Raw genomic sequence first — 19626 nt, 5'->3', positions numbered from 1 at the left:
TCATCTTCATGGATACAAAACAGAATAGACAAAACCCGCGTTAAGCAGGTCTTTTGCGTCTTAACTCGATTCCCTAGAAGAACGCCTGGATGCCGGTCTGCGCCCGGCCCAGGATCAAAGCGTGGACGTCGTGCGTGCCCTCGTAGGTGGCCCGCCACCCATGACTGCCGTAGGCAGATACGATATCCAGAATGGATAATCTCCTCGTTCACATTTCCGATTTCCTCCCTACCATCGCCAACGTCAAATCTTGGGAGGAAAAATCTATGGCGGATACGAAACTTGCGATTCTCACTGGAGCGTCGGGCGAGGTCGGGCGGGCGGCGGCGCGGCGGTTTGCTGAGAGTGGCTGGTCGCTGCTGTTGTGCGACCGGGCTGCGGAGGTTGCTGCGGTCGCGGATGCGCTGTCTTCCGAGTTTGGACGGACCTGCATCGGCGTGCAGATGGATCTCGAGCGTGATGCGGAGATCGACCGGGTGATCGAGCGGGCCGCGCAGACGGGTATTCCGCTGCGGTTCCTCGGACTGATCGCCGCGATCAATCATCCCGCGGTCAGCATCGCGAATATCGACATGTCCCTCTGGGACAAGGTGCAGAACATCAATTTGCGCGCCAATGTGAAGTTCATCAGTGCGGCCGTGCCCTTGATGCGCGCAGCTGGCAATGCGGCGATCGTCAATGTCGGCAGTTATTGGGGGAGGGAAGGTCATGCCTTCTTCAGTCCGTATTGCGCCTCCAAGGCGGCGCTGATCTCGCTGACGCAAAGTGTCGCGATCGAACTCGCCCCTGATATCAGGGTGAATTGCGTCGCACCGGGAAATATCGATACGCCCATGCATTTCAATGCCCTGGCGGTCGAAGCCGAAAAGCGTGGCATTTCGGCTGAGGCAATGCGTGAGATCGAATGGGCCAAGATACCGATGGGTCGGCCGGCGGCGACGACGGAAATCGCCTCTGCGATCCATTTCCTTTCGACCGACGATGCGAGCTATTTCGTCGGCGCGACCCTGGATGTCAACGGCGGCTGCCGGCTAACCTGAGGGGCAGGCCCTTGCGCCGGCAAGCGCCGTCTACATCACGGCCGCCGTCTTGCCACCGCCGTTCGAAAGCAAGACGCCAGGCGCGGGGCCGGTACTGTTCCTGAGGACCGGATGCGGGGTCAGCAGGACCCGCTTGACCGGCTGCGAGTTGTTCTTGATCAGGCTCATCAGCAGGTCAGCGCTTTCGAAGCCGAGATCGCGACCTGCCGTGTGCAGGGTTGTCAGCGGCGGGGAGAGCATATTCATGAAGGGCAGATTGTTGACGCCGCTCAGTGATATCTCCTCCGGACAGCGAACCCCAGCCGCCTTCATAGCGGCAAGACAACCGACGGCGAGGAGATCATTGAACGCGAGCACGGCGGTGCTGGTCAATCCTGATGCCAGCATGTGTGCCATGATCCTCTCGCCTTCGGCGACATCATAGGCGCGCGCCTCGACGACCTCGAAACGGCAGCCGGCGGCCTTTGCAAGACGCATCGCCGCATGGAACCCTGCCAGCCTGTTCTGGGCGGTGGAGGCCGCCAATGGAGGCGTGACATAGGTTATATCCTTGTGGCCCAGGTCGAGAACATGCTCGACCATCGCCTGAACGCCTGTCGCGTCGTCCATGCAGACAGAGGAGATGCGGCTGTCGCGGGGGTCACGCAGAACCGCAACGGTTGGAATTCCGAGCTCGAGGCAGAGTTCGACGGCTGGATCGTTCAGCTCGAAGCTGGCGACGACGAGACCGGCAACGAGCTGGCTGCTCATGCGCTCGACGATCGAGCGTAGTTTTGCCGCGCTATAATCGGAATTGGCGACGAAGGTGACGTATCCGTCCTTGGCGACGCGTTCTTCCACTGCGGCAATAATCGGAGAAAACAGCGGATCGCTCAAATTGGGGACGATGAGGCCGATCGTTCCGGTCTTCTGGGTGCGCAAGCTGGAGGCGAGCGTATTGCGCTGATAGCCCAGCTCCTCGGCGACCTTCTCGATCTTGCGCACCACCTTGCTGGATATGCGGTGGGCTGCCCCGGGGCTCAGGGCGCGTGAAGCCGTCGATACGTGTACGCCGGCGCCCTTGGCGACATCGACGATCGTGGCGCGCGGACGCTTGCTGCCCGGAGGCTTTGAATTTTCGGTCATGACGATGCCTGGTTGATAGCCTCTGTAACCGGGAAAATATTCGATCAAACCTTTGCGCACAAGGTGCAGCGTGAAACGCGAATTTGCGCCATCCCGACAGTTGCACTGCCGATGGGAGAAGCAAGTGACAATCTTTGATTGATAAGCTATCTGATAAATCAATCCGAAGGATGGCTTAATCTGTCGGTAGGACGGCAGCGACAGGCGATAGAAATCGACTCTCTTAGAAAATATGCAATCGGTTGCCTTCCTATTTTTCCATTAATATTCTGAAGACACACGAATTATCGGGATGGAACGCAGTATCTGCGAAATTTGTTTGAACAAATGAGCAAACGTTTGCTCTTGACTCTCATTTTAGCGGCTTTTATTCATAGCGTCGGAATGGAGCGGCACGGTGCGGTGCCGGAATGGGAGAATGCGCAGGATGGCTTGGTCCTCCAAGGGCGATCTGAAAATTGCATTTGTCGGAACGGGCGCCCAAGGCGCCTCGATCGGTGCCGATTTCATAGAAGCAGGGTTCGATGTCACGTTCATCGAACAGTGGCCTGAACATGTCGAAGCCATGAACGCGCATGGTATCACCGTAAACCTCAAGACTCGTTCTATTCATGCAAACGTTTGCGCCAAGCATCTTTGCCAAGTCGCTGAAATCCGCGAGCGCTTCGATCTGATCTTTGTGGTGGTCAAGGCTTACGACACCTCGTGGACCTGCCAGCTGATCGAGCCCGTTCTTGCCGAGGATGGTCTTGTTGTCGGTATTCAGAATGGCATGACGCAGCATGCAATCGCCGCGGTTGTCGACGCGGAGCGAACTGTTGGCGCAGTCTTCGACATGGCGTCGAACATGTTCGTCCCGGGCGTTACCAACCGGCAGAATGATCACGACACCTCGTGGTTTGCGCTGGGTGCGCTCGATCCTATCAACCGCGACCGTGTCGAGATGATCGCCGAGTTGCTGCGTGTGAGTGGCCGGGTGGAGGTGTCTGACGATATCAACTCTGCAAAGTGGATGAAGCTGATCGTCAACGCTGCACAGCTCGTTCCCTCCGCGATCCTGGGTCTGCCTTTTGCCGAGGCTGTGAAGGTCCCCGGCATGGAAGCAGTGATGAGGACGGCGGGCTACGAAGCGATGCGGGCGGCACAGGCGGATGGCGCCAGCATCGTCCCTATCCTCGGCATGGCGCCGACGACGACCAATGACCCCGAGCGCTATGTCGATGAAATCTTCGACGAGGTCCTGAAGACTTTCATGATGCCGGACACCCTGACGACCGTTCTCCAGGACTGGCGCAAGGGCCGGCGCGGCGAGGTTCTCGATATCAATGGGCATGTCGTGAAGACGCTTGAGAAGGCCGGGCAAAGCGCCCCTGTCAATCAGCGGGTTGTCGAACTCGCCAGGTCGATCGAACGCGGCGCGCTTGTCGCGCAGCCGTCGAACAGCGCGCTATTCGCAGCATGAGCGGCAGGGCGGGACGGTGACGGCTAATGGAATTTGAAACAAGGCGCGCAAGCTGCGTCACGAGAAGGAGAGACTTATGAGTTGGGATAAGACGCGTGGCCCCCGGATCGCGTTCCTCGGGACTGGTGCGCAGGGCGCTTCCATCGGCGCGGATTTCGTGCTGGCAGGGCTCGATGTCACCTTCATCGAGCAGTGGCCGGACCATGTCATGGCGATCCGTGAAAACGGCATCACGGTCAATCTGCCGACGCGCACCATCAACGCGAAGGTGCCCGCTCTCCATCTCTGCCAAGTCGCCGAAATCAAGGAGCCGTTCGACGTCGTGTTCCTCGTCGTCAAGGCCTACGACACGAAGTGGGCGTGCCAGCTGATCGAGCCCTGCCTCGCCCCTGATGGTCTCATCGTCGGCCTGCAGAACGGTATGACCCATGAGGATATCGCCGCGGTGGTGGGGCGTGAGCGCACGATCGGTGCGGTCATCGAGATCGCGTCCAACATGTTCGTGCCGGGCATCACCAACCGTCAGAACGACCGTGACGAGTCCTGGTTTGCGCTCGGCGCGCTTGATCCGAAGACGCAGGAGCGTGTCGAAGACGTCGCCAACCTGCTCAGAAATTCCGGCACCGTCGAGGTGATGGAGGATATCCGTTCCGCCAAGTGGATGAAGCTCGTGGTCAATGCGGCCGAGCTCATTCCATCAGCTATCATCAACCTGCCGCTCAACGATGCGGCACGCGCCCCCGGCATGCTCGAAGTCATGCGTGCGGCGGGTTACGAGGCAATGCAGGCGGCACTCGCCGACGGCGCTAAGATCATCCCGATCATCGGCATGCCGCCGGTCACCACGAACCATCCGGAGCGCTATGTCGATCAGATCTTCGAGGAGGTGCTCAAAACCTTCTCGCGCGAAGACACATTGACGACGTCGTTGCAGGATTGGCGCAAGGGGCGGCGGGCCGAAGTCCAAGAGGTCAACGGTATCGTTGTCGATATCCTCCGGGCCCATGGGCAGGAGGCACCGGTCAACAAGCTGGTCATGGAAATCGCCTACGACATCGAGGCGGGCCGCCTCGAAGCGCGGCCGGAGAACTCTGCTCTTTTGATCGAAACATACCAGGCCGTCAGCGATCGCGGTTGAATCCCGGCGCAGGCGGCAGGCGAGACATCAATTTAACCTGAGGAGGAGAATGGCATGAAATCGCATTTGAAATTTGGAAACATCGCGCGGTGGCTTGTGACATCAGCGGCAATCTGCGCCAGCATGACGCTTCCGGCGATGCAGGCGAACGCCGATGAGGCCAAGGGAGGAAAGCTGATCGTCGGTATCGACGAGACCGCTTCCGAATACTGGTCCGAGTACCTGCAAGGCGTAAAGGATATCGGTGCGTCGCTCGGCAAGGAGCCCGTCGTGCTGACGAGCAACTACCAGGGCGACCAGCTGCTGGCGCAGCTTGGCGCGACCTATTCCGCCGGCTGCAATCAATGCGCGCTGGCGACCGATCCGTCGTCCAACGCCTTCGTCAAGGCGGTCGTGAACCGGTCTGCCAAGTCGAAGGTTCATGTCGTGACGATCTGGAACCGGCCCGAGGACATCCACCCTTGGGATACGGATTCCAAATATTGGGTCGCTCACACATCTTTCGATGGCGTGATGTCGGGCTACTATCAGGTCATGGCGCTGTGCAAGGCGCTGAACGGCAAGGGCAAGATCGCAGCTATCCAGGGCGTCCCGTCGACGCCGCCGGCGTTCCAGCGCATTGCTGGCCTGAAAAAGGGTCTGAAGGAATGCCCCGGCCTTGAACTCGTCGATACGCAGGTCGGTGACTGGCAGGAAACCAAGGCGCAGAACATCACACGCACCTGGCTCGCCCGCTACGGTGACCAGCTGCAGGGCATTTTCGCATCGAATGATGCGATGGGCCGCGGCGCCGTTGCAGCCCTGAAGGAAAAGGGCCTGAACGGCAAGGTTCTGGTCACTGGTTCCGACGGCTCGAATATCGGCCTGGAAATGGTCAAGAGCGGCGACATGCTGGCCACCGTCTGGAACGATCCGGTCCTACAGGGTGCGGTTTCGATGTCTCTGGCCTATGCGGCCGCCATCGGCGACATCGACCCGGAAAAGCTGACGCATGCCCAGCGCGACTTCTATATCAAGCAGGACGTCGTAACCAAGGATAACGTCGACAAGTATCTCGAGCTCAAGAAGAGTGCGCCGAAATACACATACGACGAGATCAAGAAGGACTTCTGGAAGGAATCTGCAGGCCAGATTCCCGAAGGTGCCAACGAGAACAAGTAATCGGAAGGAGGGGTCGATGGAGGCCGCTACCAGTATGAGTTCCAAAACGGTCGGTCGCTCGCTGACGCTTTTTGGCGACATCAGAAGCAAGTTACCCTGGACCCAGTTTGCAGGTCCCATCGTAGCACTGATCGTGCTGTCGGCGGGCTTCCAGCTGGTCAGCGGCAGCTTTCTTACCATCGACAACCTCAAATCCGTGATTGAGGCAGCGGCGGTTCCCGCAATTCTCGCCGCTGCCATCAGCTTCGTCGTCATCATGGGGTCCATCGACCTGTCGCTGGAAGGAAACATGGCGACGACGAGCATGATCGTGGCGCTGCTCGTCGCCAACACCGTCAACGGCAATGACTATGGTATTGCCGGATTGCTGGTGGCCCTGGCGGTCGGCCTCGGCTTCGGCCTTTTCAATGCGCTGTTGAACGCCGTGTTGAAAATGCCGTCGCTGATCGTCACGCTTGGAACGTGGTTTGTCGGGCTCGGCATTGCCGCGGTTCTCTTCCCCGAGCGCGTGCCGCAGATCAACGATCCGCTGATCCTGAACCTGGCGCGTGTCCGCATTTTCGATCTCAGCCTGATCGTCTATGTCGCACTGGCCGTCATCATCGCCAGCCAGCTCATCCTGAATTACACCCGGCTTGGCCGCATGATCTATGCGGTCGGCGGCGACGAAGGCTTGCTGGTCGCATCAGGCCTGCGGGTTCGCTGGGTCAAGATCGCGGCATTTTCGATCTGTGGCGTACTCGCCGGGATGGGCGGAGTGCTGCTCTCGGCGCAGCTGAGCACCGGCAATGCAAATATCGGCAGTGGCCTGTTGTTTCCTGCGATCAGCGCTGCTGTTCTCGGCGGAACCGTTCTGACCGGTGGCCGGGGTGGCGCGGTGCAGTCTGCGCTGGGCGCGCTCATCCTCGAAGTCCTGAACAACGGCCTGATCCAGATCGGCGCCGGCCCTTATACTCGTCACATCATCAGCGGAGCGGTGATCGTGATTGCCGTCGCAGCCGGTGGCTGGCATCGCCGCCGCAAACTGAGGGTCGTAAAATGACAGGCTCGCTTGTTCTCAAAGGTGTTCGCAAGACCTATGGCAGCGTCGTCGCGCTCGAAGGGATCGATCTCGAAATTCCGGCAGGCCAGGTGCTCGGGTTGATCGGCCAGAATGGCTCTGGCAAGTCCACTCTGCTTAAAATCCTCGCGGGCTTGGCAATGCCCGATGAAGGCCAGGTCATTCTCGATGGCAAGCCGATTATTCTCGACTCGGCGGCGACCGCCGGCAGCTTCGGCATCGGCATGGTCCACCAGGAGCAGTCGCTCATTCCGAACCTGACCGTTGCGGAGAATATCTTCCTCGACAAGCCGCACCCGGCCAAGAAGAACGGGCTCTACAGATGGGGTGCGCTGAACAGGGCGGCCCAGGAGCAACTGCGCAAGATTTCGGTCGAGCTCCCGGTGAAGGCTCTCGTCGAGGACCTGAGGTTCGCCGAACGCCAGCAGGTCGAGCTCGCCAAGGTTCTCGCCATCGAGGAACTTGTCGATCGCCCGCCGATCATTCTGTTCGATGAGCCGACTTCGGTTCTCACGCCTGATGAAATCAAGCTGCTCTTCAAGCAGATAAACAGGTTGCGCGGGAACGCGACGATCGTCTTCGTGTCGCATCGTCTTGAAGAGGTCCTCGAGATCAGCGACCGGATCGTCGTGATGACCGACGGCCGCAAGGTTGCCGAACGTGACAGCCATTCCGTCGATCGCAATGAGCTTTACGAGCTGATGGTCGGGCGTCAGAGGGTGACCAGCGTGCGGTCCGAGCGGAAGCCAGCGGTATCCGACGCCAAGCCGGTTCTGAAGATCGAGCGGCTGAAGAGTGGCCAGCACTTCCGCAATGTCGATTTCGAACTTCGCCGTGGCGAAATCCTGGGTATTGCGGGAGTACTTGGCTCCGGCGCCGAGGAAATGTGCCGCGCCGTCTTCGGCGCTGAAAAGATCGATTCCGGAAAGATCGCGATCGAGGGCAGGGCGGTAACCCCAGGCAGTCCGCGAAATGCGGTGCGCGAGGGTATCGGATATCTGCCGGCCGATCGCCGGGCTGAGGGCATGTTGCCCAGCCGGTCGCTGTTCGAAAATGCCGCTCTGACCTTCGGCCTCGACTATGGCTGGCGCTCGCTGATCCTGAGGCGGAACAGCGAGAGGCCAGCTGCCCTCGAATGGATGCAGCGTCTCAAGGTGAAGATGCACACACCCTATGCGCCGATATCGAGCCTGAGTGGCGGCAATCAGCAGAAGACGGTGTTGGCAAAGTGGCTGTTGGCGAAAAGGCTGAAAGTGCTCTTTCTCGACCACCCAAGCCGTGGACTTGATCCCGGCGCCCGTGATGATCTGTTCGCCGTTATCCGGCAACAGGCGGAGAAGGGGCTTTCGATCGTCTTTGTCGGCGACACGATCTCGGAACTGCTTGAACTCTCTGACCGCATCCTGGTCATGCGGGATGGTGAGATCACCGCGCATTTCGACCTCGCCAGCGGGGAGTTGCCGAAAGAGGAAGAAGTCGTTGCGGCCATGGTCTGACAGGTAACGGACCGGACTACGTGGCCTCGTAATGTGAATTTCGAATAAGGGATGGACGATCATGGGAAGTACATTGGACAGCACGCTGATCTCGGCCCTCCGTGGCCAGGGGTCGGGCATGATGAGATCGCTCGGTCCGCTGGCGGTTCTGCTTGCGCTCGTAGCGATCAGCGCGGTGATCGCTCCCGGCGTGATCGAGGTGGATTCGCTTTTGAGCTTCCTGTCCGATGCGGCTCCGATCATCGCGCTGGTGATTGGCGGAACGCTTCCGATCCTGGCGGGCAGCATCGACCTCTCGGTCGCCGGCGTCGCTTCACTCACGGGTGTTCTTGTGGTCGTCCTCAATCCGATCTTCGGCCCCTGGACGTCGCTCGTCGTGATCCTTATCGCCATGGCGTTCGGCGCGACCCAGGGTTTCCTGCATTCCTGGCTACAGCTTCCGTCCTTCATCGTCACGCTCGGCACGCTCAGCATATTGTCGGGGCTTGCCTTGCTGCTTTCCAACGCGACGGCAGAGCCGATTCCCGAGAATGATTTCGTCGTTTCCTATCTCTCGAACAGCACTGCGGAGATCCCGAACACGATCATCGCGCTGATCGTCATCGTCGCGGTGCTCGGTTTCCTGATGCGATATCTCCGCCTTGGGCGGGACATCTACGCGCTCGGCACGGGAGAACGTGCCGCAATCATGTCTGCCGTCAACGTCGTCGCCGTCCGCACCGTCATCTTTGCCGTTTCGGCTGGATGTGCGGCGGTCGCGGGTCTGTTCCTGATCTCGATCACCACGTTCAGCTCACCAACGCTTGCCGGCAATCTGCTGCTACTGTCCATCGTCGGTGTCGTTCTTGGCGGTACTGCGATCTCGGGTGGTGTGGGCGGATTGTTTCCGGCCGTCGTCGGCGGTCTGATCACGGCTTGGCTTCGCATCGTGACGGTCATTATCGGTGTGCAGCCGACAGCGCAGAACATCGTGTTTGGCCTCACCGCGCTGATCGCGGTAGCGCTGACGACCGACAGGAGCAAGCTCGGCATCATAAAATAACGGTGGCGGTTACCGGTCACCAATCACCAATCACTTCGGCGGCGGTTCTCCCGGACCGCCGCTTTGCGTTGCGCTAAACCGCTATTCTCTGCTTGGACCTGAGGCTGGCTTCGATCTGAGCCGACGCATCCTCGAGAGCGAGCCTTGGCGGCTTGTTGCCAAGCAACGCATCATGGATCTCTTCGCCGAGAACCTTCTCGATCGTCGTGTATTGCGGGATCTTGGGGCGCTGCCAGGTGTGAAGAAGGTTCTTCTTTGCCAATTGATCGACGAAACGCACGATTGGCGAGCTCGCGGCCGCTTCAGGATCAGCGCTGACGGAAAAGCGCGGGGCAACCGGGAAGCCGTTCTTCACATGCGCTTTCATGGCTTCCCTTGATGCCATCCAGGCAATCGCATCGGCGGCCAGTTCCACACGCTCCTCGGGCAGATTGGTTGGGATGCAGAACAGGAAGCCGCCAATCGGGGAGGCGCGTGTTCCACCCGGCCCGAATGGCTGTGGCAAGTATTCGACACGGCGCTTGACGACAGACTGAACATCATACTCGAAGCGGGCTGCGCGCATGGTCCAGAAATAGCCAAGGCTCGCCTTGCCCTTCAGAAATACTTGGAGCGTCTGATCCCACGCCATCTCGAGAATTTTCGGCGGCGATATCTCCATCAGCCGGCGCATGTAGTCGAGCGCCGCAAATCCGGCATCAGACAGGATGGTGCAGCTCAGCTCCTCCAGATTGGCTCCGTCGAGGGTGAAGCCGGAACGCGTCTTGCGCAGCGATATGGCGGGATGGCCGCAGGCGCCCATGAAGAACAGAAAGCTCGATGCGATCGGCATGCCGCGGGCACCGTCCCAGACGGCGCCGAACATGCCCTCGTCAGGCGCGTGGAATTTGCGCCCGGCATTGATGACGTCGTCGAAGGTCTTCGGAAAGGACAAGCCTGCGTCGGCAAATAGGTCCTTGCGCGCCGCAAGGAGCTCGACAGTACAGTAGCCCGGGACGCCGTAGTCCTTGCCTTCCCAAGTGGCGGACGACCAGATCGAAGGGTGGAAGTCGAGCGGATTGATGCCGGTCTTCTGGATATATTGATCGATCGGCCGGACGATGCCACTTTCGGCGAATTCCCCGAGCCATGGCATGTTGATCGCGATGACATCGTAGTCCGAGAGTGGTTTGGCACCATTCTCGCGCGCCCGGCGATAAAGCTCGGGAAGGGGCAGCAGGTCGAAGTTCTTGCGCGACGCCAGATTGTTACGGAAGTCGGCCCACATGTTGCGCATGGCCGAGAAATAGTTGTCGTCATTCAGCAGGAAGCGCAGCTCGATCTGCGATTCCGCCCGTTTCTGGACAAGGCGCATCGGCGGAATGATCTGCGATCCCAGAGGTGTGCCCCCGAAATAATATTCGTCCTCCTCTTCGCCGGCGCGCAGACCCAGGGTTTGCGCCAGAAGAGACTTTGTCTTGCGGGCATAGATTTCAAAGGAGCGGAGAAGCTGTTCGCTTGGCTGCAGTACAAAGCTCTTCCCCGTCGAACCTTTCGACACCCTGGTGATAGAGCCGTTGTCTATGAGCTTGTTGATCAGCCGCATCGACGTTGCGTAGGGGAGACCGGATTCCTGCCCGAGCGTCGAGATCGAAACGGTCTGGCTGAGGATATGCGACTTGATCAGGAAGGTGACGATGAGCCAGATGGCATCATCGTCGGCCGCTTCAACCACCTCCCTGAAGGGCCGGCGCGTCTTCTCGATGAAATCGATGACGCGCAACATTTCATATTCGTTCAAGGCGGCCTCCCAACCGTCGCATTGCCGACGATCAGACTAGCTGGCAAATCTTTCTTTCACCAGCGTGCCTATATGGCCTTGAGCACCTGCGACGTTCCGGATTGATCGGGCTTCAACCCGGCAAGGCGCTCGGCCTGTTCGAAGAGGACGAAGAAATCCTTTTCGGCAAGGCCATCGGCGAAGGCGGCCTCATATTGCTGCCGGATCATCGAGGCGAGATACATCGGCACGTGGTCGGACTTTGCGGCGCCGAGAATGAGATCGAAATCCTTCATCATCTGTGAAACGGAAAATGCCGGATCGAAATTCCGCTTCACCAGAAGATCGCGCTTGTAGGCGATCAGCGGCGAGGCAACCGCGCTTTCACAGATGACGTTCAGCATCGTCTCGACCGAAAGATTTCCCTTCAGTCCGAGGGTCAAAGCCTCTCCGAGAAGGGCCGCGGTCGCGCCGACCAGAGCGTTCAGAACGAGTTTCAGATAGCGTGCCTCTTCACCCTCACCGAGATAGAACTGTTTCGACGAAAAGCTCGCCAGCACTGGTTCGATCTTGCGATAGTCCGCCTCGGGGCCTGAAACCATCACCGACAACATGCCTGATGATGCTGTGACGGTGCTGCCCGAAACGGGCGCACGAAGATAGGCAACACCCTTGCGGCCGAGCGCTTCCGCAACTTCGGCCGAGAGTTCCGGCGAAACGGTACTCATCTCCACCAGAATCTGACCGGGCTTGAGGAGGTCGACCAGCGCCGATGGCCCAAGCGTGAGCTGGCGCAGAATGGCATCGTTCGGAATGGTGAGCATGATCACGTCGGCGGCTTCGACGAGATCCTCAAGACTGTGCGCGACGTTTGCGCCTTGGGCGACCACCGACGCACGATTTTCCGGAAGCGGTTCGTAGACGGACAGGGGATATCCGTGTTCCAGAACACGCCTGCTCATCGGGGCTCCCATCTTTCCGATGCCTGCCCATCCCACCCTCAACGTGTCGCTCATGCAAAACCTTCCTTCCCTGGAGGCGGCTGCCATCCAGAAGTATTCGACGCCGCGATTCAAGAGGAAGCTTGGACTACCCGATCCGGCCGTCAGGCTGGCTCGGCGCATGCTCTCTCCTCCCATGGAAATACTAGCGCCGGAGCGAGATCGTTTGCTGCATCGAAAATATCCGTTTCGGACAATTAAGGATTTGTCCAAGTGCATCTTCACCCGTAGCTTTAATTTCGGATCGCACGGCGGTTCCTTGGGAGGAATAAAAGCCGTCAGCAAAGTATAGACACGCGGAAGCTCGGGCTGCCGCGGACGATGCCTTGTTGCCGGCTTTCGTCAGCATGTTGGAGGAGCATCTGAGATGGGATCAAGCGCAGTTGCAGCTGTTGCCGGTAAAGTGGTTATCGTAACCGGTGCAGCACGGGGCATCGGTGCGGGCATCGCTGCAGATCTGGCCGAAAAAGGCGCGCATGTCGTCATCGCCGATCTGAACGCTGAAGCTGCGCAGAAGACGGCGGCAAAAATCTCTTCGCAAGGCGGGAGTGCCATTGCTGCGAGTGTGGACGTATCGAACCGCAAGGACGTCCGGGCGCTGATCGAAAAGACCGTCTCGCATTTTGGCCGGCTCGATGTGATGTTCAACAATGCGGGCATCAGCCAGACCTGCCCGTTCCTCGAAGTCACCGACGAGGACTTCGATCGCATCATGGCGATCAACGGACGTGGCGTCCTGATCGGAACGCAGGAAGCTGCAAAGCAGATGATCGCCCAGGGCGGCGGCGGAAAGATCGTCAACACGGCTTCGATCGCCGGCAAGCAGGGCTATCCGCTCTTCGCCCATTACTGTGCATCGAAATTTGCCGTCGTCGCCATCACCCAGGCTGCGGCCCGCGCATTGGCCGAGCACAAGATCACTGTCAACTGTTTCGGCCCCGGCGTCGTCAAGACGGAGCTGTGGGAACAGCTCGACCGCGAATTCATCGAACATGGGCTGACCGAGAAGCCGGAGCAGGCGCTCAACGAATTCTCGCAATCCATCCTGCTCGGGCGCGTCTCGCTCCCAAAAGACATCACGGGCGTGACGACATTCCTCGCCTCCGATGCGTCGGACTACGTCACCGGACAAACGGTGATGGTCGATGGCGGCATGGTCCTGATCTGAAACGAATACGACTGGTCCGCGACAGCGGCCGCAAACGGCAATCACGAAAGGCATGGCAATGAAGGCTGTACGATACTACTCGAAGAAAGACATCCGCGTCGAAGACGTCCCCGCCCCGAGCGGTCCGCTTGGAGACGACATGGTGCTGATAGAGCCCTTGGTCTGCGGCATCTGCGGCACCGACATCCACGAATATATTGCGGGCCCGATCGTCACGCCCGCAACGCCCAATTCCTATTCCGGCGCCACCCTTCCGCAGATCCTCGGCCACGAGTTTTCGGCGCGTGTTCTGGAAGTCGGCAAGAACGTCACGCATGTTTCGCCGGGGTCGCGTGTTTCCATCCAGCCGCTGATCTCGCCGCGCGATGATTATTACGGCCGCCGTGGCCTTTTCCATCTCAGTGAGAACATGGCAGTCGTCGGCCTCTCCTGGGATTGGGGCGGCATGGGCGAGCGCGCCGTCGTCAACGGCTACAACGCCATTCCGGTGCCGGATACGGTCTCGGACGTGCAGGCGGCGATGATCGAACCGGCGGCTGTTGCCGTCTATGGTGTCGATCGCGGCGGCGTGACGAGCGGCAGCAGCGTCCTCGTTTCCGGCGTCGGCCCGATCGGTGCGCTGGTCCTGCTTGCGGCAAAGGCGGCCGGCGCGACCAAGATCTTCGTCTCCGAGCTCAATCCGAACCGCCGCGCGCTGGCCCAACAGCTCGTGCCTGAGGCGGTCGTCTTCGATCCGCGCGAGACGGATACCGAGAAGCTGTTCCGCGATCAGACGGAAGAAGGCGTGGGCGTCGACGTCGCGCTGGAATGCGTCGGGGCCGAAGCATCGTTGAACCTTTGCGCCAAGGCTGTGCGCCGCCGCGGTACCGTCGTGCAGGTCGGCCTTCATGTGAAGCCGGCCGCGATCGATGCGATGCTCTGGGCGCTCAAGGACATCACCGTCGAGGCGACGTGGTGCTACCCCGTTACGATCTGGCCGCGCATCGCCTCGATGATCGGTGCCGGCATCTTCCCCGTCGAAAAGGTCGTGACCGCCGAGATCGCGGCTGAGGATGTGGTTGAAAAGGGTTTTGAAGCCCTGCTCGATCCGAAGGCGACCCATATGAAAATCCTCGTCAACATGAAGGCCTGACCATGAAGAATCCTATGGATCTCAGTGGCCGGACCTTTCTGATAACCGGCGCCGCCGGCGGCATCGGTAGCGCCACCTCCCTCTATCTCGCCTCGCTCGGCGCCACGATCGTTGCCGCCGACCGCGATGCATCCGTCGAGAAGACGCGCGATGCGGTTCGCGCGGCCGGAGGAAAAGCTGAGGCCGTGACTTTCAACGTCACCGACAAGAGCTCGGTGGAGGCCGCAGCGGCGAAGGTCGGCGAGCGCTTCGGCGCTCTCGACGGCATCTTCGCCAATGCCGGCATGTCCTATGAGCGTCCGGCGCTGGAGCATACCGAGGCTGATTGGCGCACTGTGATGTCCGTCAATCTCGACGGCGTCTTCTGGACCGTTCAGGCTTTCGCACGGTCGATGGTTGCCGCCGGGCGCGGTTCGGTGGTGATGACGGCATCGATCGCCGGCGTCAAAGCCGTGCGGCCGGAACTGCATGTCGGCTACGACGTGTCGAAGGCCGGTGTCGCTCACATGTGCCGGGTTCTCGCGGCTGAATGGGCAAGGTCCGGCGTTCGCGTCAACTCCGTCGGCCCTGGATACACCGATACCGTCATGCTGGCGGAGGTTGGCCGGGCCCAGCCCGCCGTTATGCAGAAGTGGCTCGACGACACGCCGGTCAACCGCCTGATCAAACCTGAAGAGATTGCCGCAACGGTCGCCTTCCTGCTCTCCGATGCGGCGAGCGGTATCACCGGCCAGCTGCTGATGGTTGATGGCGGCTACTCAATCGCCTGAATGCAAAAGGAATAATCGATGTTTTACGCTGTCCATTGCCTCGACCACGAGGGCGCCGTCGAAAAGCGGCTTGCCAATTATGATGCCCACAAGGCCTATCTTTCCACCGGCAAGACCAAGACCGTCATATCAGGTCCGTTGCTTGCCGATGATAACGAAACCATGATCGGCTCACTCTTCGTTTTCGAAGCCGAGACGAAGGAAGAGATCGTTGCCTTCAACAAGGCCGATCCCTTCACCAAGGCCGGTGTCTGGAAGAGCGTCAACATCCATCCCTTCAGCAAGCGGGTGGACAATCGATGACCGTGATCGAGAAAAATCCGGTCTCAACCGCATTGGTCGGTCTCGGTTGGTGGGGCCGCAAGATGGCGAGCCTCGTCAATGCTGGTGGCGCGCAGATGCATTTCGTGCGCGGCATTGATCTCAATCCCGATGCAGCCGCCTTTGCCGCCGAAATGGGCCTGCAATATTCGACGGATATGGACGAGGCGCTGAACGACCCGGCGATCGAAGCCGTCGTGCTTGCGACACCACATTCGCTGCATCGTGAGCAGATTGCGCGCGTGGTCGCCGCGGGCAAGCATGTCTTTTGCGAAAAGCCGCTCGATCTGAGCCGGGCCGGTGCCGAAGCCTCGGTCACGCTCTGCAAGAAGGCCGGGCTGGTTCTGGGAATGGGCCACGAGCGCCGCTTCGAGCCGCCGATCGCCGAAATCCTGGACGCTGCCAAATCCGGAAAACTCGGTCGGCTGCTGCAGATCGAAGCGAATTTCAGCCATGACAAGTTCCTCGGTCTCGATCCGTCGAACTGGCGGCTGAAGGCCGATCAGGCTCCCGCGGGCGGCATGACGGCGACCGGCATCCACCTTACGGACCTTTCGGTCAAGCTGATGGGCCCCGCGAAGGACGTTCGCGTTATCTGCGAGAACCTCGCTTCCGACATTCCGCAGGGCGACACGATGAGCGCGCATATTCGCTTTGTCGGCGGCGGGTCTGCATACGTCTCGGCGACGCTCGCCACGCCCTTCATCTCGCGTTTCGCGATATTCGGCACGGATGGATGGATCGAAGTGCGTGACAAGGCGCATGTCGAGGCACCCGATGGCTGGATCGTCACCGAAGGCTGGAAGAACAAGCCGATCACGGTGCGCGAGGTAGCGCCCGCAGAACCGGTCCGCGATAACCTGAGAGCCTTTGCCCGTGCGGTCCGTGGTGAGGCGGAGTATCCGATCACCGGCGAAGACATGGTCAACAATATCGCCTTGCTGGAAGCTATCGTGCGCTCGTCGAAGAGCGGCGCGCTGGTCGAGATTTGAGGAGGAAAACGTGAAAGCTCTGGTTTTCGAAGCACCGGAAAAGCCCGTTATCGCTGACGTGAGCATGCCTGATCTCTCGCCGAACGAAGTCCTGGTTCACACCAAGGCAGTCGGCATCTGCCACTCCGACTACGAGCTTCTGGCCGGCCGCTACATCATCCCGATTTCCTATCCCATAACACCTGGTCACGAATGGAGCGGCGAGATCGTCGAAGTCGGCCGCAACGTCAAGGGCTTCAGGAAGGGCGACCGTGTCGTCGGCGAATGCGTGGTGCGCACGCCGGAACGGCTGCATCACTTTGGCTTCTCCATGAGCGGTGCCGACCGCGAATTCTTTGCCGTCAATCCGGAATGGCTCCACAAGCTGCCCGACGCCGTCGATGACAAGAAGGCTGCCCTGATCGAGCCTTTCACCTGCGGCTTTTATGCCGTGCTTCGCTCGGGCGGCACCAATGCCAGCGAGACCGTCGTGGTCTCGGGTGGCGGTACGATCGGCCTGGTCTCGGCCGCGGCCGCAATCGGTATGGGCGCGCGCGTCATCGTCGTCGATCCGCTGGCGTCGCGCCGCGAGGTAGCAAAGCGTCTTGGTGCCGACGTGGCCATCGATCCGACAGATGGCGGCGCTGCCGACCGGATCCGCGAGTTGACGGGCGGCCATGGCGCCGATCTCGTCATCGAGGCATCCGGTCACGACGCATCTTTGGCTGCCGCCTTCGACTACGCCCGCGAAGAGGGCCGGATGTCGATGGTCGGGATCAACATTGGCCGAAAGGTGCCCGTGGTGATCGGCCAGATCCAGATGAAGAACTTGACGGTGCGCGGCTGCATCGGCTCCCCCGGCGTCTGGCCGGCGGCCATCCGCTTCCTCGAGCGGACGGGCATCGACCTCTCGCCGATCCAGACGCACGACTTCGCCCTGACCGACGCGGTCAATGCTTTCTCGTTTGGCCTGGATCCGACGAAGAGCATCAAGATCACGCTGCTGAACGGATAGACCATGAGCAAACACGCATTGATCGTTGGAGCAACCGGCATCACCGGAAGCAATCTCGCCGAAAATCTCCTGGCCGAAGGCGGCTGGGCAGTCTCTGGCCTGTCGCGCTCGCAAAGCCCGATTGCCGGCCTGAAGACGCTGAGCTGCGACCTCGTCGATAGCAAGTCGGTTCGCGCGGCCCTTGCGGATGCAAGGCCAAGCCACGTCTTCATCACAGCATGGTCGCGGCAGGAGACCGAAGCGAAGAATTGCGAGGTCAACGGCGCGATCGTGCGCAACGTGCTGGATGCCCTCGAGGGGCGCGGCGTTGAGCATGTCGCCCTGACCACAGGCACGAAACATTATCTCGGGCCGTTCGAATCCTACGCGAAGACGCAGCCCGAGACCCCCTTCCGGGAAGAGCAGGAGCGGCTCCCTGGCGAGAATTTCTACTATGTCCAGGAAGACGAGGTCTTTGCAGCGGCGGTGAGGGACGGCTTTACCTGGTCGATCCACCGTCCGCACACGCTGATCGGCTATGCGGTTGGAAACGCCATGAACATGGCGGCGACTCTCGCGGTCTACGCCTCGATCTGCCGAGAGACGGGCAGGCCCTTTGCTTTCCCCGGCTCGCCCGAGCAATGGCAGGCGGCGACCGATGTCACCGATGCGCGGCTGCTCGCGAAACATCTCAAATGGGCTGCGACGACGAAGACGGCCGCCAATCTCGCCTTCAATGTCGTCAATGGCGAAGTGTTCCGATGGAAATGGCTCTGGCCGCGGATTGCCAGCTATTTCGGCATCGAGGCCGCTCCCTATTCCGGCGTGCCTACGCCGCTCGAAGAGCAGATGAGCGGCGCCGAGCCGGTCTGGAACGAGATGGTCAAGAAGTTCGATCTGCAGCCGAATGCGCTCTCCCGCGTTGCGTCCTTCTGGCATTCGGATGCCGATCTCGGCCGGCAGATCGAGACGTTCAACGATATGGGCCGCAGCCGCAAGCTCGGTTTCCTCGATTACCAGGACACGACGGGCTCGTTCATAGACGCATTCGAACGGCTGCGCGCCGATCGGATCATTCCGTAGATGTCAGGAGTGCAGCATATGCCGGATCAAACGGGCGGAAGTGTCACGCCGTCAGGGTTCTTCACCGAGGAAAACTCGGTCGCGACCGTCAATGCCCGAATGGGCAGGAATGTCGATCCGCGCCTTGCCGAGGTGATGGCTTGTCTCGTCAAGCATCTCCACGATTTCGCGCGCGAGATCAATCTGACCCAGGACGAATGGGACTTCGGCATCGATTTCCTGACGCGGACGGGGCAGATCTGCTCTGAGGAGCGGCAGGAGTTCATTTTGCTGTCCGATACGCTCGGCCTTTCGATGCTGGTCGATGCGATCAACAACCGCCGCCCGGCGGGCGCTACCGAAAACACGGTCTTCGGGCCGTTCCACGTCGAGGGCTGCACGGTTCGCGAGATGGGCGAGCAGATCTGCCTGGATGGCAAGGGTGAAAGCTGTCTCTTTATCGGCCGGGTACTCGATCTCGACGGAAATCCGGTGGCGGGCGCCAGGATCGATGTCTGGTCCGATAACGCCGAAGGCTATTACGACGTTCAGCAGCCCGATATCCAGCCGAAGTGGAACAACCGGGGCGTCTTCGTGACCGGTGCGGACGGGAGCTACAGCTTCGTCGGCATAAAGCCTGTCTCCTATCCGATCCCCGACGACGGGCCGGTTGGAAAGATGCTGGCCAGCCTCGGACGTCATCCATACCGGCCGGCGCATATGCACTACATGGTTCGGGCAGACGGCTTTCAGAAGCTGGTGACGCATACCTTCGTGGGTGGTGATCCCTATCTGGAGTCGGACACGGTATTCGGCGTCAAGAAGACACTCGTTGCGCCGTTCACGCGGGTCGAAGACGGCGAAACGCTCTGGCGGTCCGACTATGATTTCGTTCTCGCAAGACCCAGTCAGACGCGATAGGAG

General features: G+C 60.2%; 18 protein-coding genes. 15 read left to right on the top strand and 3 right to left on the bottom strand.

The window, feature by feature from the left end; translation table 11 throughout:
* The first annotated feature begins 266 nt into the window (after window positions 1–266).
* The gene (locus tag AB4Z25_RS28065; RefSeq protein ID WP_162698749.1) at window positions 267–1040 is read left to right on the top strand and encodes an SDR family oxidoreductase; all 774 of its coding nucleotides are present in this window, start codon (window positions 267–269) and stop codon (window positions 1038–1040) included.
* 30 nt (window positions 1041–1070) lie between these two features.
* On the opposite strand, the gene AB4Z25_RS28060 is transcribed toward AB4Z25_RS28065, so the two are convergent.
* Entirely contained in the window at window positions 1071–2165 is a 1095-nt protein-coding gene (locus tag AB4Z25_RS28060; RefSeq protein ID WP_162698750.1) for a LacI family DNA-binding transcriptional regulator, read from the bottom strand.
* A gap of 427 nt (window positions 2166–2592) precedes the next feature.
* On the opposite strand from AB4Z25_RS28060, the gene AB4Z25_RS28055 reads away from it, so the two are divergent.
* From AB4Z25_RS28055 to AB4Z25_RS28030, 6 genes are all read left to right on the top strand, one after another.
* Complete coding sequence (locus AB4Z25_RS28055; RefSeq protein ID WP_112538836.1) at window positions 2593–3627, top strand: 2-dehydropantoate 2-reductase N-terminal domain-containing protein; 1035 nt, start codon at window positions 2593–2595, stop codon at window positions 3625–3627.
* A 76-nt stretch (window positions 3628–3703) separates the two neighbouring features.
* Window positions 3704–4765: a 2-dehydropantoate 2-reductase N-terminal domain-containing protein gene (locus AB4Z25_RS28050; protein ID WP_112538837.1), complete on the top strand. Its 1062-nt coding sequence runs from the start codon at window positions 3704–3706 to the stop codon at window positions 4763–4765.
* Between the two features lie 54 nt (window positions 4766–4819).
* Window positions 4820–5926 carry a sugar ABC transporter substrate-binding protein gene (locus AB4Z25_RS28045; RefSeq protein WP_442210324.1) on the top strand — a complete coding sequence of 369 codons (1107 nt, stop codon included), beginning with the start codon at window positions 4820–4822 and terminating at the stop codon, window positions 5924–5926.
* A gap of 34 nt (window positions 5927–5960) precedes the next feature.
* Window positions 5961–6968 carry an ABC transporter permease gene (locus tag AB4Z25_RS28040; protein ID WP_162698751.1) on the top strand — a complete coding sequence of 336 codons (1008 nt, stop codon included), beginning with the start codon at window positions 5961–5963 and terminating at the stop codon, window positions 6966–6968.
* Window positions 6965–8482, top strand: a complete 1518-nt coding sequence (locus tag AB4Z25_RS28035; protein ID WP_112538839.1) for a sugar ABC transporter ATP-binding protein — start codon at window positions 6965–6967, stop codon at window positions 8480–8482. The genes AB4Z25_RS28040 and AB4Z25_RS28035 overlap by 4 nt, the downstream gene beginning before the upstream one ends.
* A gap of 61 nt (window positions 8483–8543) precedes the next feature.
* Entirely contained in the window at window positions 8544–9524 is a 981-nt protein-coding gene (locus AB4Z25_RS28030; protein WP_112538840.1) for an ABC transporter permease, read from the top strand.
* A gap of 73 nt (window positions 9525–9597) precedes the next feature.
* Here AB4Z25_RS28030 and AB4Z25_RS28025 read toward each other — a convergent pair whose 3' ends face one another.
* Both AB4Z25_RS28025 and AB4Z25_RS28020 read right to left on the bottom strand, forming a co-directional pair.
* Entirely contained in the window at window positions 9598–11304 is a 1707-nt protein-coding gene (locus AB4Z25_RS28025; RefSeq protein WP_112538841.1) for an extracellular solute-binding protein, read from the bottom strand.
* Between the two features lie 68 nt (window positions 11305–11372).
* Window positions 11373–12299 carry an NAD(P)-dependent oxidoreductase gene (locus tag AB4Z25_RS28020; protein WP_162698752.1) on the bottom strand — a complete coding sequence of 309 codons (927 nt, stop codon included), beginning with the start codon at window positions 12297–12299 and terminating at the stop codon, window positions 11373–11375.
* A gap of 352 nt (window positions 12300–12651) precedes the next feature.
* On the opposite strand from AB4Z25_RS28020, the gene AB4Z25_RS28015 reads away from it, so the two are divergent.
* From AB4Z25_RS28015 to AB4Z25_RS27980, 8 genes are read left to right on the top strand one after another with little or no spacing between them, the layout of a single operon-like run.
* Window positions 12652–13452 carry a glucose 1-dehydrogenase gene (locus AB4Z25_RS28015; protein WP_112538843.1) on the top strand — a complete coding sequence of 267 codons (801 nt, stop codon included), beginning with the start codon at window positions 12652–12654 and terminating at the stop codon, window positions 13450–13452.
* A 58-nt stretch (window positions 13453–13510) separates the two neighbouring features.
* Complete coding sequence (locus AB4Z25_RS28010; protein WP_112538983.1) at window positions 13511–14584, top strand: zinc-binding dehydrogenase; 1074 nt, start codon at window positions 13511–13513, stop codon at window positions 14582–14584.
* A gap of 2 nt (window positions 14585–14586) precedes the next feature.
* Window positions 14587–15354: an SDR family NAD(P)-dependent oxidoreductase gene (locus AB4Z25_RS28005; RefSeq protein ID WP_112538844.1), complete on the top strand. Its 768-nt coding sequence runs from the start codon at window positions 14587–14589 to the stop codon at window positions 15352–15354.
* 18 nt (window positions 15355–15372) lie between these two features.
* Window positions 15373–15657, top strand: a complete 285-nt coding sequence (locus tag AB4Z25_RS28000) for a YciI family protein (protein WP_112538845.1) — start codon at window positions 15373–15375, stop codon at window positions 15655–15657.
* Window positions 15654–16667, top strand: a complete 1014-nt coding sequence (locus AB4Z25_RS27995) for a Gfo/Idh/MocA family protein (protein ID WP_112538846.1) — start codon at window positions 15654–15656, stop codon at window positions 16665–16667. The genes AB4Z25_RS28000 and AB4Z25_RS27995 overlap by 4 nt, the downstream gene beginning before the upstream one ends.
* A 10-nt stretch (window positions 16668–16677) precedes the next feature.
* Complete coding sequence (locus tag AB4Z25_RS27990) at window positions 16678–17661, top strand: zinc-binding dehydrogenase (RefSeq protein ID WP_112538847.1); 984 nt, start codon at window positions 16678–16680, stop codon at window positions 17659–17661.
* Between the two features lie 3 nt (window positions 17662–17664).
* A complete protein-coding gene (locus AB4Z25_RS27985) occupies window positions 17665–18723 on the top strand; it encodes an SDR family oxidoreductase (RefSeq protein WP_442210315.1) in 1059 nt (352 codons plus the stop codon).
* 18 nt (window positions 18724–18741) lie between these two features.
* Entirely contained in the window at window positions 18742–19623 is an 882-nt protein-coding gene (locus AB4Z25_RS27980) for an intradiol ring-cleavage dioxygenase (protein ID WP_112538849.1), read from the top strand.
* Window positions 19624–19626: the final 3 nt, after the last annotated feature.

Source organism: Rhizobium sp. RAF36, assembly GCF_052114105.1.
In the GTDB taxonomy this organism is placed as follows: Bacteria; Pseudomonadota; Alphaproteobacteria; order Rhizobiales; family Rhizobiaceae; genus Rhizobium.
Note: the sequence above shows the minus strand (reverse complement) of the source record. Positions and strands in the feature narration are given on the sequence as shown.